A 14,127-nucleotide genomic window follows, 5' to 3' on the forward strand; every position below is an offset into this window, starting at 1 on the left:
CCCCTGGTGGCTCTTTGAAATTCAGGACATTGCTTATGTGCGCTGCACTGCTGCTCTTGGTCACAGGCCGGGCACAGGCCGACGACCCCACCAAGCCGCCGTCCTGGGCGGGCGCAGCGCCTGCTCCAAGTGTGCAACGAGCAGCGCCAGCGAAGCTGGAACTGAGCCAGATTTTGAACGGTGCAATGCCGGTTGCGGTGATAAACGGTCAGGCGGTATCGGCCGGTAATAAGGTCGATGGCTGGCTGGTCGAGCGCATCGTCAGTGATCGGGTGATTGCTCGTAAAGGCAACCGTAAACGCACTCTGCTACTGGCCGTTGCCAGTGTTAAACGTCCGGCCGCCGACGGCCCGACCCCGAAGATTTTTCGTCTGCCTGCCAATCAAGCAGAACCTGGCAAGACAGCAACAGAAGGTGATGTTCAATGACAGCAATACGGAAATCGATGAACAAGCCGTGGTTTAACCAACTTGAGGGGCCTGCGACGTCTGTCCGCCGGTTGCCACAGGCCTTGTTGGCCATTTGCCTGATGGGGTTGGCCAGTTGCAGCACCCAGCCGACCAATACCCGGGTTGCCAGCGATATTTTGCCAATTGAAATTCCACCTGCTGCCGACCGACAGCGTAACCGGGCGGCTGGAGACAGTATTCCGGCACTGGATCAGCATCAGCAATCCCTGGCGATGGACAAGGTGGAGTACTTTGATGTGGTGGCCGACAACACCCCGGCGACCGCGTTTTTTAACAGCCTGGTGGAAGGCACCGGGGTAAACCTGCTGTTGCACCCGGAAGTCAGCGGCAACATTACCCTCACCCTGCGTCATGTCACTCTGCCGGAAGTGCTGGAAGCCTTGCGCGATATTTATGGCTACGACTTCAGCGTAACCAATTACGGTGTGCAGATCATGCCCGCCAAACAGCAGACCCGCATGTATCCGGTCAATTACCTGAACGTTACCCGTAAAGGTCGTTCTGGCATGCAAGTCAGCAGTGGTCAGGTCAGTCAGCAGGATCTCAGTAGCTCGGACAGCAATAGCTCGTCTAATGTAACCAGTACCCAGACGATCAATTCCAGCGAGGTTGAAACCGAATCCCAGGCCGATTTCTGGCAGCAGCTGCGCTCGACACTGCAACTGCTGGTGCAGGATGAAGAAAACGCCAGCGTAGTGGTGGATGCTCATGCCGGTATTGTCATTGTGCAAGCCAAGCCTGCGACCCAGAAAGCGATCTCCACCTATTTGCACCGGGCTGAAATCAGTGTGCAAAAACAGGTATTGATTGAAACCAAGATCCTCGAAGTGTCTCTGAATGATGGCTATCAGCAGGGCATCGACTGGGCGGCGCTGGTGGCCAGCAACAGCCGTGGCTCGATCACCGCCGGACAAGGCGCGGTGGCGTTGGAAAATGCCGATCGTATTGGTGGCATTTTCTCGATGGGATTCAACATTGGCGACTTCACCAGTGTGGTGGAGCTACTGGAAACCCAGGGTGATGTGCGGGTGCTTTCAAGCCCACGGATTGCCACGGTCAACAACCAGAAAGCCGTGATCAAAGTTGGCTCGGACGAGTTCTTTGTGACCGAGGTGAGCACCACCACAACCACCTCGACCACCGGCTCAACCCAGTCCCCGGACATTGAGCTGACGCCGTTTTTCAGCGGTATTGCGCTGGACGTTACGCCACAGGTCAGCAGTGATGAAGAAGTGATTCTGCACGTTCACCCAACGGTGACGGAAGTGGAAGAACGGGTGAAAACCGTTGAACTGGGCAGCGAAGAATTCAACCTGCCATTGGCGTACAGCACGGTGCGTGAAACCGACTCCATCATCCGGGCCCAGTCCGGTCAGGTGGTGGTGATTGGTGGTTTGATGCAAAACCGTGTCGAAACCACCGAAGCCAGTGTGCCGGTGTTGGGCAGCATTCCGATCCTCGGCTGGTTATTCCGCCAGGAGCGGCAACAAAACATACAAAGTGAGCTGGTGATTCTGATTCAGCCTCACATCGTCGACGGCGCCACGCCGGTACGGGAGATTGAGGCCATCAATCGTCGATTTTCGACGATAGCGCCAGCGGCTCGTACCTTGGAGGGCCAAAACCATGAATCAAGCCTGGCGAACTGACGCCGATATCAACAGTAACACCGCCAGCGACCGCAGCGGGGCAGCGTCCGGTCAGGGCAGCTGGCCCGCCCCGGCCGCGCTGGTGTTTGGCTTGGCGGGTATTTTTTTCGCCACCGTGATGGTCACCAGTTGGCTGTTGCATCTGACCGGCATTAACGAACACGGTTTGCAGGAGCGTCACCAACGACCGCTGCCGACGGTTCGCAGGCCCGATCCGATCGTACCTGTGGCAGAAACCCTGGAAAAGGTGGTGCATCAGGCCGTCAAACCGATCGAAACCCATCCGGTCGAGGTACCGGTAATGATCGAAGTGGATCTCAGTAACCGGGTTGTTGCACCCACGCCTCATGCATCCGTGGCGGCGTTCGGGCATTCGGCCAACAGCCGGTAACACACAGCAGGAGTAGGACGAGGGATGACAAAACGGGTACGCATTGGCGATTTGTTGCTGGAACGCAACCTGATTACAGATACCCAGTTGCAGCAGGCGTTGGCTGAACAGAAACGCTCGGGCAAAAAACTGGGTCGTGCCATTACCGATCTCGGCTTCCTGCCCGAGGAGCAGCTGCTGAGTGCGCTGGCTGAATACTTCGACTACCCCTTTATCGACCTCTCCCGTTTTCGTCTGGACTCCCGTTTGGTGCAGCGTTTACCCGAGAGCCAGGCACGCCGATACCGGGCGCTGCTGCTGAGTGAAGAACCCGGCGGCTACCGGGTTGGCATGGCCGACCCGACCGACCTGATGCTGGTGGATGAAATCCAGCGTACGCTGGGCAAAACCGTGCTGCCAGCCTTTGTAAAAGAACAGGAATTGCTGGCGTTGCTGGATACCCAGTATCGCCGGCAGGAGCAAATTGCCTCCATCGCCGGTGAGCTGGAAGGCGAACTGCAAGCCAGCGACTTTGACATCGACCAGATGGCGCTGGACTCCGAAGCTGGTGAAGCACCGGTGGTGCGGCTGCTGCAAAACATTCTTGAAGATGCCGTACAGGTGAAAGCCTCCGATATTCACATTGAACCGGAAGAAAACCTGCTGCGTATTCGCCTGCGAATCGACGGCGAATTGCAGGAACAGATCATGAAAGAACGGCGGGTGGCTTCGGCGCTGGTGTCGCGTTTGAAGATTATGTCCGGTCTGGATATTTCCGAAAAACGCCTGCCACAAGACGGCCGCTTTAACATCCGGGTGATGAACAAGAACATCGACGTGCGTCTGTCGACCATGCCGGTGCCTTTCGGTGAATCGGTGGTGATGCGTTTGCTCGACCAGTCGGCCGGCTTGCTCGATATCGAAAAACTCGGCATGCCCGAGGTTCTGCGTAAACGCTACCTGCACCTGATTCGTCGTCCTCACGGTCTGATTCTGGTTACCGGCCCAACGGGGTCGGGTAAAACCACCACCTTGTATGCTTCGCTCAATCAGCTGAATACGCCGGAAAAGAAAATCATCACCGCCGAAGACCCGATTGAATACCGCCTGCCGCGTATCAATCAGGTGCAGGTGAACCCCAAGGTTGGGCTGGAGTTTGCCACTGTACTGCGAGCCGCCTTGCGTCAGGACCCGGACGTGGTGCTGGTGGGGGAAATGCGTGATCAGGAAACCGCCGAAATTGGCCTGCGTGCGGCCATGACCGGCCACATGGTGTTGTCGACTCTGCACACCAATGATGCCGCCTCCAGTGCCATGCGCCTGCTGGACATGGGGGTGGATTCCTATCTGGTGGCCTCATCGTTGCGGGCGGTGGTGGCGCAGCGTCTGATCAAACGCCTGTGCCCACACTGTAAACAAGCACATCAACCCAATGCCCAGGAAAAAGTCTGGCTCAACAATCTTGAGCAGGGCGCTGGTGAGCGAACCTATTTGATTGGCCGTGGCTGTCACCAGTGCCACAACACCGGTTATCAGGGGCGTATTGGTATTTACGAACTGCTGGAAATGACAGCGCCATTGGTCACCGCCTTGCGCGATAACAACCCTAACCAGTTTGCGCTGGAAGCGGCTCGCCAACCGGAGTTCCGTTCACTGGCTTTGGGCGCACTGGACTACGCTCGCCATGGCGTCACATCGGTTGAGGAAATCTTCCGCGTTGCCGCCACTCTGGATGAAGGGGACGGCTGATGCCTGTTTATCTGTATCGCGGTAAAGACAGCCAGGGGCGGCCGGTGCAAGGTCAGATGGTGTCGCAGGACCAGGGCACTGCATCCCGTGTGTTGCAGCGTCAGGGCGTGATGCTGCTGGGGCTGGAAGAGAAACAAAAAGACGCCAAAGCCAGCGGCGAAAGCCGGGACCTGTTCAAGCGCCGCAACATCAAAATGGACGAAAAGATTTTGATGACCCGCCAGCTCTACGCGCTGACGCGATCTGGCGTGCCGATTATTCGGGCCCTGACGGGCTTGTCGGAGTCGTCACCTAACCCTGAAATCAAGCGGGTGTTAGGGGAAATGGCCCGCACCCTGACGGCCGGTGGCGACCTCACCACGGCCTTCCGGCAACATCCGAAGGTGTTCTCGCCCATTTACATCAGTATGGTGCAAGTGGGCGAAACAACCGGACGGTTGTCAGAGGCCTTGCAAGCATTGATCAATCATCTGGAAATGGAACGCGAAACCATTCGGCGGGTATCCACCGCCATGCGCTACCCGACACTGGTGATTTTTTCTATGGTGGCCGCCATGACCATCGTCACCCTGTATGTGATACCGAACTTTGCTCCGGTGTTTGCCAGCATGGATGCCGAACTGCCATGGGCAACCCGGGTGCTGATGGGAACGTCTGAATTTGCGGTAAACAACGGTGCTGGGATTGCCGTTGCCCTGATAGTGGCTGGCTTGCTGCTCTGGAAATACATCCAGACACCGGGTGGCGGGCTGCAATGGGATCGACTGAAACTGCGTCTGCCGGTATTTGGCTCCTTGTTCGAACGGATTGCCCTTGGCCGGTTTTCCCGTTCGTTGTCGATGATGATCGACGCCGGGGTTCCCATCCTCAGAAGCCTCGCCATCGTATCCGACACCGTCGGCAACAAATACATTGGCGCTGCCGTCCGGCGTATGCAAACCGGCGTCGAGCGGGGCGAACGACTGACCCAAACCGCCGCCAACACCGGGCTGTTCACACCACTGGTGCTGCAAATGATGTCGGTGGGGGAAGAAACCGGCTCCATCGACCGGCTGATGAACGACGTTGCTGACTTCTACGAAGAAGAAGTCGACTACGAACTGAAATTTCTCGCCGACGCCATCGAACCCCTGATGCTCGGATTTATGGCTGTATTGGTACTGATACTGGCATTGGGCGTCTTCCTGCCAATCTGGGAACTCGGCGCAGCCGCACGGGGTTAATTGTTTCACCTGACAACGTAGGTACAGCCTGGCTCACTCGTTCATGCAGGTCAGATAAAGACGCGCTCACCATGTTGGATGGCACTCGCTGCGCTCGCTTATCCCACCTACGCTTCCCCCACGCCTTGTAGAATCCGGGAGCGCGGGCGGCCCGCCCGCTAACGGATACACCCTCACCTTGTAGGAGCAGGCTTGCCTGCGAATGATCCGACAGAGTGAACCGGTGCGCGGTGCGCACCCTACACGGCTTGGCATCCGGGAGCGCGGGCGGCTCGCCTGCTAAATGAGCAACACCTCGTAGGAGCAGGCTTGCCTGCGAATGATCGACGGGGAGAACCGGTGCGCAGTGCGCACCCTGCATGGTGTTAGATTCGCCGACTCCCGACTCCCGACTCCCGACCTCAGATCAACGAGCCACCCAGCCGCCGTCGAGCACCATGGTCTGTCCGGTGATATTTTTCGCTGCCGGGCTGGCCAAAAACGCCACGGTTTCGGCGATTTCACTGATATCAATAAACTGCTTTTTCGGCATCGGTTCCAACATGATTTTGTTGATCACGTCTTCTTCAGAAATGCCGTTTTCCTTGGCCTGATTGGCAATCTGCTTTTCCACCAGCGGCGTTTTCACATACGACGGGCAGATGGTGTTGATGGTGATGTCGGTATCGCCGGTTTCCAGTGCCACGGTTTTGGCAAAGCCAATCAAGCCGTGTTTGGCGGCGACATAGGCGGATTTATACGGCGACGCCACCAGGCTGTGGATCGAGCCGATATTGATAATGCGGCCGTAGCCGCCTTCACGCATGGATGGCAGCAGGGCGCGGGTCAGCATCGCAGGCCCTACCAGCATCACATCAATCAGCAGTTTCCAACGGTCGGCGGGGAAGTCTTCCAGTTTCGATACGTATTGAAGGCCGGCGTTATTAACCACCACATTGACCGGATCATCGGCCAGCTTGGCCGCCATGGCGTCAATGGCGCTGACGTCGGACATATCGGCAGCAATGCCATTGGCATCAATGCCTTTCTCTTTCAATGAGCTGACCGCGGTATCAATGGCTTGCTGGGATATATCCGACACCATAATGCGAGCGCCCTGTTTACCCAGGGTTTCCGCAATACCAAGACCGATACCGCTGGCCCCACCTGTAACAAGAATATGCAGATTGTTCATTTTTCAGCCTCCTATGGCAGTGGTCTGACTATAGCAAGGTGATTCGGCCGTCGTTATCGACTTTGGGTGAAGAGTGTCGACATGGTCGCCGTTGCTGTGGGGTAGAGAGTGCTTCGAGCGGAATGGTTCAGACAACACTCCGTGTCATGGGGCTTGGGGTGGGCGCGGCTCAGGTATCGGCCAGGGTTTCGGTATGGATGTCGACGGGAATCGATCTTGTAAACCAATAACTTGCGTCAAATATCAGCCGTTTTGGCGGGCTCTGTAGACTTTCTGTGAATTTTAGTAATAAGCCGGGCAGAGGCATGCCGGTGGTCTATGTTTAAGAGACATTGATTAACGGTTACAAACCCAACGGTTACCTCGCGAATGCTGGGTGCTCGGCACGGTGAGTGACCCCACCACCAGGTGTTTTTCAGGAGTTGGATATGAAACGTAATTCTGGCTTTACCCTGATCGAATTGATCATGGTGATTGTGATTCTCGGGGTCTTGTCTGCGTTTGCTCTTCCGCGTTTTGCGGACTTGAGCGGCGATGCAGAGCAGGCCAGTGCTGAGGCGTTGGCAGGTTCCCTGCGCTCCGCTGCAAACATTGCTCATGCGACCTTCCTGTCCGGTGGAAGTACCTCGCCAATCACGCTGGAAGGTAACAGCATCACCATTGTGAATGGTTACCCGGATTACCTGACCATTGACGACGCCATTACCGCAGACGGTTACGGCACTGCGACAGAAACAGACAACTCACCGGCGGCTTCTACGTCTGCATGGACTGTCGGTGCCTGTACCGTGACCTACACCGAAGCCGCGGCTGGCTCAACGCCAACAGTTGCGGTCACTGGTTGCTAACGGCTTGCCATGAAGCAAAAACCGAAAGGATTCACACTGGTTGAACTGGTCATGGTACTGGTGCTGGTGGGAATCCTTTCGTCGTTCGCGGCCAGCCTGTTTGCCACCCGCGATAATTACGATCAGCGCATAGTCGCTGATTTTGTGGTTTCAGCGGTGCGTCAGGCCCAGCAAACGGCGCTGGCGCGTTCAACCGACAACGTCGCCCAATTGCAGCTCAGCAACAGCGGTTCTGAATGGTTGGGCCAAATTTCCGCGCAAGGAGGCACAGTGCACACTCAGTCAATGGATCGACACACCTTTTCCTTACATGGCGGCACCGATATGGCAGCCGCCTGCTCATCCTTGCCGAGCCTGCCTTTACAAATAGGCTTTGATGGCGATGGCGGCCTCACATCGGGCCAAAATTACCGCCTCTGTGTGCCTTCCCGGTTGGAGGTGTGTGTCAGCGCTTCTGGTTACGCCTATGTTGGCAGCTGCCTCTAACAAGCGTTCAAAACGTCTCGGGCGAATAACCGCCGGGGGCTTCAGCCTGGTTGAAACCGTGATCACGATTATGGTGATTGCCGTTGCCTTGACGGCGGTGACCAGCAGCATGGACCTGTCGGTCCGACGCGGTGCCGATCCTTTGTGGCAAGCCCGTGCTGTGCAAATGATGCAATCCTATTTCGATGACATATTGGCGCTACGCTTTCAGGACGAAACACCACCGGGTGGTGGTGCAGTCGGCAGCTGCACCGTTGCCGGGCCAGAAGTGGGGGAATCGGATCGCGGCGACTACGACGACGTTGACGATTACCACGGTCTGGTAGAGCAGGGACAGTTTCTGGATACCGGCGCAGGCTCGGGTTTTCAGTATCAAATTGCTGTTTCGGTTCAGTGCCGGCCTGTCACAGTGGGGTCGACCAGCGGCTTCACCAAGGTGATCAGCATCACCATGACGGGCAGCGTTGGCGAGACACTGGTGATGTCGGCCATGCGGGGGGATTACTGATGCCAATCCAATCGCGCATTGTGACCGCTCAAAGAGGCTTCACCCTGATCGAGATGATCATGGTGATTGTGATCCTCGGTATCATCAGCCTGATCAGCATGCGATTCGTGGGTTTGTACGTGCAAGGGTGGGTCGACACCGGTGCCCGAGCGACCATGTCGAGCGCGGCGTATGTTGCCAGCGAGCAAATGTCGCGGGATATTCGCCGCGCCCTGCCCAACAGCGTGCGGGCTTTCAATGACGGCGGCAATGCCTGTCTGGAGCTGGTGCCGATTCGGGCCATGGCGGATTATTTATCGCTGCCGGTGGGCGAGTCGTCAACCGAGGCCGACGTCGTTGTGGTGCAGGGCATGGCTGTGGGTGATTCCGCGTATGTCGCCGTGTACCCCACATCCATCGCAGCGGTGTACGGCGCTTCTGGCAGTGGGCCGTCGATATCGAACACCACCGCAGTGCTTGGTGCAGTCAGCAACAATACCCAGACGTTGACGTTCGCCTCGCTGGAATCCTTTCCCTATCACTCGCCAGCTCGGAGACTGTATTTGGTCGATACTCCCATTGCCTGGTGCGAAGACGGTGCCGGCAGGCTATGGCGATACGCCAATTACGGCTTCGCCTTGAACAGTGCAGCGTTGTTGCCTACCACCGACGCAAGCGTGCTGGTCGATAACCTGCTGCCCGGTTCCTTACGGTTTGAAGTGGCCGCCGCGCAGTTACAGCGCAATGCCATTGTGCACCTGGAATTTCGCACCTTGCGTGCACGCGGGGACGGCAATACCGACGGCAACGGCGGTGAGCAAATGATCATCAACAGGGAGGTGCAACTGCTCAATGTGCCCTGACCTGAAGCAACTCGTAGACGCAAACAAACGCACAGCCAAGCCCCTAAATAGACCTGGGAACACGGGGGTTTTGGCTCGCCAGCAAGGCATGGGTTTGCCGATGGCGTTGTTTATTATTCTGATTCTGAGCATCGTCGGGCTGGCCGTGAATCGACTGGCCGACACCAGCAGCCAAAACTACAGCAGCAACATTGCCGCCCAGCAGGCCTATTTGATGGCTTACAGCGCGATCCAACAACAGCTGGTCGATACGTTAGCGGCGGACACCTGTCAGTGTGCGGCGGCCAGCAGTACGGTGACCTTGGCGGTGGCGGGTTTGAACAGCTGTCAGGCGGTGGTCAGTTGCTCCAGCTTTGTTGCCGAAGGGCAAACCTATTGCGATCTCAGCAGTGCTGCCAGCTGTGACGGGGGTAATGGCACACGGACGCTGGAGGTAAGGGTGAAATGATACGAACGTACCTGCAATGGCTTGGCCTTGGACTCACACTGGTGCTGGCGGTATTTGCTTCTGCCAGTGCACGGGCCGACTACACCGTTCAGGAACTTGAAGCAACGGCTCTGGATGTTCCCGATAATGCCACCACGGTTTCCTGGCGAGGCGGCAGCCGATGGGGGGCCGGACTGGGTGACGATAGCTGGGCCCAGGCTCCCATTGGCTTTGATTTCACCTTTGGTAGTACCAACTACAACAGCCTGATTATTCTGACCAACGGTATTTTGCATTTCTCGACGCCATCGCAATACAGCGATGCCAGTTCGCCTTCAGGACGTGCTGCCGATGATTTTAACTACGTTTACAACAATGGCAGCCTGCCGGTGAATAACTACTCCAACTTCGTTGCCCCCTATTGGGACGACCTGGTGGATGATAATCAGGCTCAGGTCAGTTACGGGACGATTGGTACGGCCCCAGACCGGCGGTTTGTGGTCACCTGGAGCAATGTTCGTGCATACGACAATAATCGCCGCTACGACTTCCAGGTAGTCCTCTATGAAAACGGCGATATCCGTTATCGCTACAACAACAATACCGCTAACGGTGAAAGCGCTACCATCGGCCTTGAGGTCAATAACAGTGACTTTTTGCAGTACTCATTTAATGAAGTCAGTGTGGAAACCAGTTTTGACTTGCTGTTTCGCAATCGCGATTTGATGTTGCCTGACCCGGTTGCCGCCTGGCACCTGGATGAAGCAGAGTACACCGGTAGTAATGGCGAAGTGGTAGATTTCAGTGGTGGTGGCAACGACGGTCGCTCCAGTGGTACTGCCACCACGGATGACTCTTCCCCCGTATACCCCGGTGTGATTGGGACCTGTGGTTACGCCAATTTTAACGGGGTGCTGGATTATCTGGAGGTTGCCGACGCAGCGGAGTTGGATCTCCCTCAGGCCGTCTCGGTCGGTACCTGGATTCGTCCAACCGCTTACCCCACGGTTGGTGATCTGGGAACTATCTTGTCGAAAGATACTAACTACGAGTTTCACCTGACCCGCGACGGAAACCTGTTTTTATGGTGGGAGTGGGATGGCAGTAGCAGTGGCCCCAATTCGATCACCAGCGCTGCCCAGGTGCCATTGAACCAATGGATGCATGTTGCCGTAGTGATCGCCCAAAACCGGCAGCGGATATACCTGAACGGGATTGAAGCGGCCAGCTCCAGTGGTTCTGGTAACCTCAGAACCAACAATTTGCCATTGCAGATCGGCTCCGATCAGAACACATTCAGTCGCTACTTTACCGGTGACATTGATGAGGTGCAGATATTTGATGTCGGGTTAAGTCAGGCTCAGGTGCGGGAGCTGATGGAACAAACTCACCCCTGTGAATCCGCCAACTTGTGTGTTGGCAGCTTTCCGGATGGCCTTGCCAGTCACAGCGCGGGTGATATTGAATTTGGCTTTGCGTCCCGACTATTTTTCAGTCCGACCGACAGTCTCTATGCCTCCAGTGTGCAAAGTAATGGCGGTAATCGCAGCTGTGTGACGGTTGACTGTCGTGCCAATGGTCAGGCCGCTCCGATAACGGATCAGCCCGCTTTCAAGAATGCGTCCAGTGGCAACAATCAAACGGTCGGCTTCCAACAAACAGCAACATTGGGACCTGCGACCACTCGCTACAATCGAGTTCAGCTGGATAATGAAAGTACCTTGAATGTCTCTTCGGGTGCTGATGAATATCGCATCCGTCGGCTGGAACTAGGCTATCGTTCAACCCTGAACCTGGCCCCCGGCGACTACTGGATCGACCGGCTGGAATTTACCGGAAACGAGGTCACCATCAATGTGACCGGCTCTGGCAGCGCTCGCCTGTATGTGCGTAGGGCGACGAATATTTCGTATCGGAGTCAGGTTAACCCGTCGACATCGGGCTCTGCAGAGGGTGATGTCAGTCGGTTGTACATTTACGCTTATGACTCGGTAACGTTTGCCAACGAGGTCTCCTACAGCGGCCTGATCTATGCGGAGGGAGACGTATCGCTGGGATTTCAGTCAGCGGTATATGGCGCTGTAACCGCCAACGACATCACGTTAGCCAATGAAGTAGAGGTGTATTACTACCCAGATGCCATTGCCAGAACCAACTTCGGCGACTTGTGCAGTGGCCTGAGCTGCAATCTGGGCGGTTTTACCATTACTCAACCAGCCTACAGTCTGGCATGCCCGTTCACTCGCGCTGGAATCGGCATTCAGGTGTTGTGTGATGATGGTACTACCATCAAGGACGACTACACCGGCACCTTTGACCTGACCTCAAGCGAGAACGCCAACTCCCTGTTTTACGATGCCGCCAGTGGTGGCAGCCAGATCAGCAGCGTCACCATGTCGGAAGCCGATGCCGGTGAAACCACGGTGTACCTGTTTCATCAGAACGAAAATCCGGACCTTCAGGTCACGGCCACAGATCGCGACAGTGGCATTGGCTCAACAGCGGCGGCGGGCACCGATGTACGCACCGAGGGGTTTGCCTTGCTAACGGCCCCGACCGATTTTGTGTGTGGCGCAACCACCAACATGCAGCTGGTGGCCATTGGTGACGATGAATCCGGTGCGGCCTGTCAGCAGCTGACCGGTTTCAGCGGCAGTAAAGGCATGAAAGCCTGGTTTAACGCCAACCTGAACCAGCCTCCGGCAGCGGCTAGCACCACCACGGTCTCAACGCCGCTGGTGCTCAACGGCACGGCCATTATCGATCAGTCGCGGCCCGCCGATAACAATTTCAACCTGACCTTTACCGATGGCGTCGCCGACATCAACGTGGCCTATGCCAATGCGGCGGAGCTGCAAGCCATCAACCTGGTACACGATGACGCACCGTACTCCGGCACACCAGATGCTGGTGCGGTGGGTATCGACGAGTTGACGCTCGCTACCTCATCCATTGTTGCCAGGCCGGAGCAGATCGTGCTGAGCGTGGCTTCTGCCGCCGCCAGTTGCAGCAGTGCCGATGCCAGTTGCAGTCCGTTCGTCAGCGCCGGTTCCGGCTTTGATATGACGGCGCAAGCCCAGTGTACCGGCGGCGGCATTGCCTCCGACTTTATTGGCACCATCAGCCTCGACAGTCTGCTGGTAGCTCCGGCAGATGGCGACAATGCCATTGTCGGTACGTCTTCCGTGGCTATTTCCAGCAATGGCTCGGTGGATTTCCAGCAGTCGGTCGACAACATTGGCGTATATTCACTGACTGCCGATGCCAACTACTTTGGCACGGCTCTCAGCACCAACACGCTGGCCAACATCGGTCGTTTTTATCCGGATTACTTCGATATGCCGGTATCCACGCTCACTCAAAGCTGCTCGGGTGGTTTTACCTATATGGATCAGTACGGCATCGATGTGTCGTACCGGTTGGTGGCGCGTAACAGCGATGGTTACATCGTCACCAACTACGAAGGTGCGTTTGCCAGTGCCACGCGCTACTGGGAGGCGGAAGATTCGGACGATGGCATTGATCGGTCGTCCCGCATTGCCAGTGACAGCAGCGATGCGGGCGTCTGGAGTGGTGGCGTGCAAAATCGGGCAGAATCCTTGACCTTCAGCCGCGCCAGCAGCCCGGATGGGCCATACAACAACCTGTCGATTGCGCTTGGCATCAACGACAACGACGGTGGCTTAAGCATACTGGATGGCATGGACATCAACCCGGCAACCACTGGCGACTGTATTGCCTCGGGTGCTTGTACCTCACAGCAGTTAGGGGAAGTCGATGTGCGCTACGGCGTTATGCGACTGGAAAGCGCCTTTGGGCCAGAAACCGAAACCCTGCAACAGCAAGTGAACATGGTGTACTGGGACAGCGACGGCAATCTGTGGCGAGTAAATACCGACGACAGCTGCACCGTGTTAGCGGCCGATAGCGCAACGCTTATAGCTTCCAACTGGAGCGGCAATCTGAGCTCTGGTGACATCACCGCCTCGGTAGCACAACAAACCACCAACGGCACCGGCATCCTGCAATACTCCGCCCCGGGCGTCGGCAACGACGGCAGCGTGGAATTCACCTACAACGTCCCTGATTGGCTGCGCGGCGAATGGGACGACGACGGTGACTACGCCGATACGCCAACGTCACTCATCCAGTTCGGCCAATACCGCGGCCACGACCGCATCATTTACTGGCGTGATCCGGTGCGGTAGTTGTGTTGAGTCGAGGCAGGCTTGTGGAGGCATGTTTGTGGGAGGCAGCTTGCTGCTGATAACCCGCGTTTTACAAGGAGCAGGCTGCCTGCGAATGTTGGGCGGAGCCCAACCTACAAAAGCGGATGGTCGCGGTGTTTGAAGTTATCTTTCACGGCCATGTTGGATGGCGC

Annotated in this window: 12 protein-coding genes; 11 read left to right on the top strand and 1 reads right to left on the bottom strand. The window is 56.6% G+C overall.

Annotated elements, in window-relative coordinates; translation table 11 throughout:
* The first annotated feature begins 35 nt into the window (after positions 1 to 35).
* The 5 genes from ACXADJ_RS01710 to ACXADJ_RS01730 are packed head-to-tail and all read left to right on the top strand — an operon-like array spanning position 36 to position 5,461.
* Positions 36 to 428: a hypothetical protein gene (locus ACXADJ_RS01710; protein WP_475062385.1), complete on the top strand. Its 393-nt coding sequence runs from the start codon at positions 36 to 38 to the stop codon at positions 426 to 428.
* Entirely contained in the window at positions 425 to 2,119 is a 1,695-nt protein-coding gene (gene mshL / locus ACXADJ_RS01715; RefSeq protein ID WP_475062387.1) for a pilus (MSHA type) biogenesis protein MshL, read from the top strand. The genes ACXADJ_RS01710 and mshL overlap by 4 nt, the downstream gene beginning before the upstream one ends.
* The gene (locus ACXADJ_RS01720) at positions 2,097 to 2,510 is read left to right on the top strand and encodes a hypothetical protein (RefSeq protein ID WP_475062389.1); all 414 of its coding nucleotides are present in this window, start codon (positions 2,097 to 2,099) and stop codon (positions 2,508 to 2,510) included. Before mshL ends, ACXADJ_RS01720 begins: the two co-directional genes overlap by 23 nt.
* A 24-nt stretch (positions 2,511 to 2,534) precedes the next feature.
* A complete protein-coding gene (locus tag ACXADJ_RS01725; protein ID WP_475062391.1) occupies positions 2,535 to 4,238 on the top strand; it encodes a GspE/PulE family protein in 1,704 nt (567 codons plus the stop codon).
* Complete coding sequence (locus ACXADJ_RS01730) at positions 4,238 to 5,461, top strand: type II secretion system F family protein (RefSeq protein ID WP_475062393.1); 1,224 nt, start codon at positions 4,238 to 4,240, stop codon at positions 5,459 to 5,461. The genes ACXADJ_RS01725 and ACXADJ_RS01730 overlap by 1 nt, the downstream gene beginning before the upstream one ends.
* Before the next feature lie 406 nt (positions 5,462 to 5,867).
* Here the strand turns inward: ACXADJ_RS01730 and ACXADJ_RS01735 are convergent, their stop codons facing one another.
* Positions 5,868 to 6,635: a 3-hydroxybutyrate dehydrogenase gene (locus ACXADJ_RS01735; RefSeq protein ID WP_475062395.1), complete on the bottom strand. Its 768-nt coding sequence runs from the start codon at positions 6,633 to 6,635 to the stop codon at positions 5,868 to 5,870.
* A 428-nt stretch (positions 6,636 to 7,063) separates the two neighbouring features.
* Between ACXADJ_RS01735 and ACXADJ_RS01740 the strand changes: the two genes are divergently transcribed.
* From ACXADJ_RS01740 to ACXADJ_RS01765, 6 genes are all read left to right on the top strand, one after another.
* Entirely contained in the window at positions 7,064 to 7,483 is a 420-nt protein-coding gene (locus ACXADJ_RS01740; RefSeq protein WP_475062398.1) for a prepilin-type N-terminal cleavage/methylation domain-containing protein, read from the top strand.
* Between the two features lie 9 nt (positions 7,484 to 7,492).
* Positions 7,493 to 7,969 (top strand): prepilin-type N-terminal cleavage/methylation domain-containing protein, encoded by a 477-nt coding sequence (locus tag ACXADJ_RS01745; RefSeq protein ID WP_475062400.1) that lies wholly within the window; start codon positions 7,493 to 7,495, stop codon positions 7,967 to 7,969.
* 58 nt (positions 7,970 to 8,027) lie between these two features.
* Positions 8,028 to 8,477, top strand: a complete 450-nt coding sequence (locus ACXADJ_RS01750) for a hypothetical protein (protein WP_475062402.1) — start codon at positions 8,028 to 8,030, stop codon at positions 8,475 to 8,477.
* Complete coding sequence (locus ACXADJ_RS01755) at positions 8,477 to 9,319, top strand: PulJ/GspJ family protein (protein ID WP_475062405.1); 843 nt, start codon at positions 8,477 to 8,479, stop codon at positions 9,317 to 9,319. The genes ACXADJ_RS01750 and ACXADJ_RS01755 overlap by 1 nt, the downstream gene beginning before the upstream one ends.
* 70 nt (positions 9,320 to 9,389) lie before the next feature.
* Positions 9,390 to 9,767, top strand: coding sequence for a hypothetical protein (locus ACXADJ_RS01760; RefSeq protein ID WP_475062408.1), 378 nt, complete (start codon positions 9,390 to 9,392; stop codon positions 9,765 to 9,767).
* On the top strand, positions 9,764 to 13,954 hold the full coding sequence (locus ACXADJ_RS01765; protein ID WP_475062410.1) for a DUF6701 domain-containing protein: 4,191 nt from the start codon (positions 9,764 to 9,766) through the stop codon (positions 13,952 to 13,954). Before ACXADJ_RS01760 ends, ACXADJ_RS01765 begins: the two co-directional genes overlap by 4 nt.
* Positions 13,955 to 14,127: the final 173 nt, after the last annotated feature.

It is taken from the genome of Oceanobacter sp. ABM4_470, assembly GCF_056158645.1.

What these genes read in the sequence shown, in the direction of transcription:
- ACXADJ_RS01710 (WP_475062385.1), top strand. Translation starts at nt 36, where the DNA reads ATGTGCGCTGCACTGCTGCTCTTGGTCACAGGCCGGGCACAGGCCGAC.
- mshL (WP_475062387.1), top strand. Translation starts at nt 425, where the DNA reads ATGACAGCAATACGGAAATCGATGAACAAGCCGTGGTTTAACCAACTT.
- ACXADJ_RS01720 (WP_475062389.1), top strand. Translation starts at nt 2,097, where the DNA reads ATGAATCAAGCCTGGCGAACTGACGCCGATATCAACAGTAACACCGCC.
- ACXADJ_RS01725 (WP_475062391.1), top strand. Translation starts at nt 2,535, where the DNA reads ATGACAAAACGGGTACGCATTGGCGATTTGTTGCTGGAACGCAACCTG.
- ACXADJ_RS01730 (WP_475062393.1), top strand. Translation starts at nt 4,238, where the DNA reads ATGCCTGTTTATCTGTATCGCGGTAAAGACAGCCAGGGGCGGCCGGTG.
- ACXADJ_RS01735 (WP_475062395.1), bottom strand. Translation starts at nt 6,635, where the DNA reads ATGAACAATCTGCATATTCTTGTTACAGGTGGGGCCAGCGGTATCGGT.
- ACXADJ_RS01740 (WP_475062398.1), top strand. Translation starts at nt 7,064, where the DNA reads ATGAAACGTAATTCTGGCTTTACCCTGATCGAATTGATCATGGTGATT.
- ACXADJ_RS01745 (WP_475062400.1), top strand. Translation starts at nt 7,493, where the DNA reads ATGAAGCAAAAACCGAAAGGATTCACACTGGTTGAACTGGTCATGGTA.
- ACXADJ_RS01755 (WP_475062405.1), top strand. Translation starts at nt 8,477, where the DNA reads ATGCCAATCCAATCGCGCATTGTGACCGCTCAAAGAGGCTTCACCCTG.
- ACXADJ_RS01765 (WP_475062410.1), top strand. Translation starts at nt 9,764, where the DNA reads ATGATACGAACGTACCTGCAATGGCTTGGCCTTGGACTCACACTGGTG.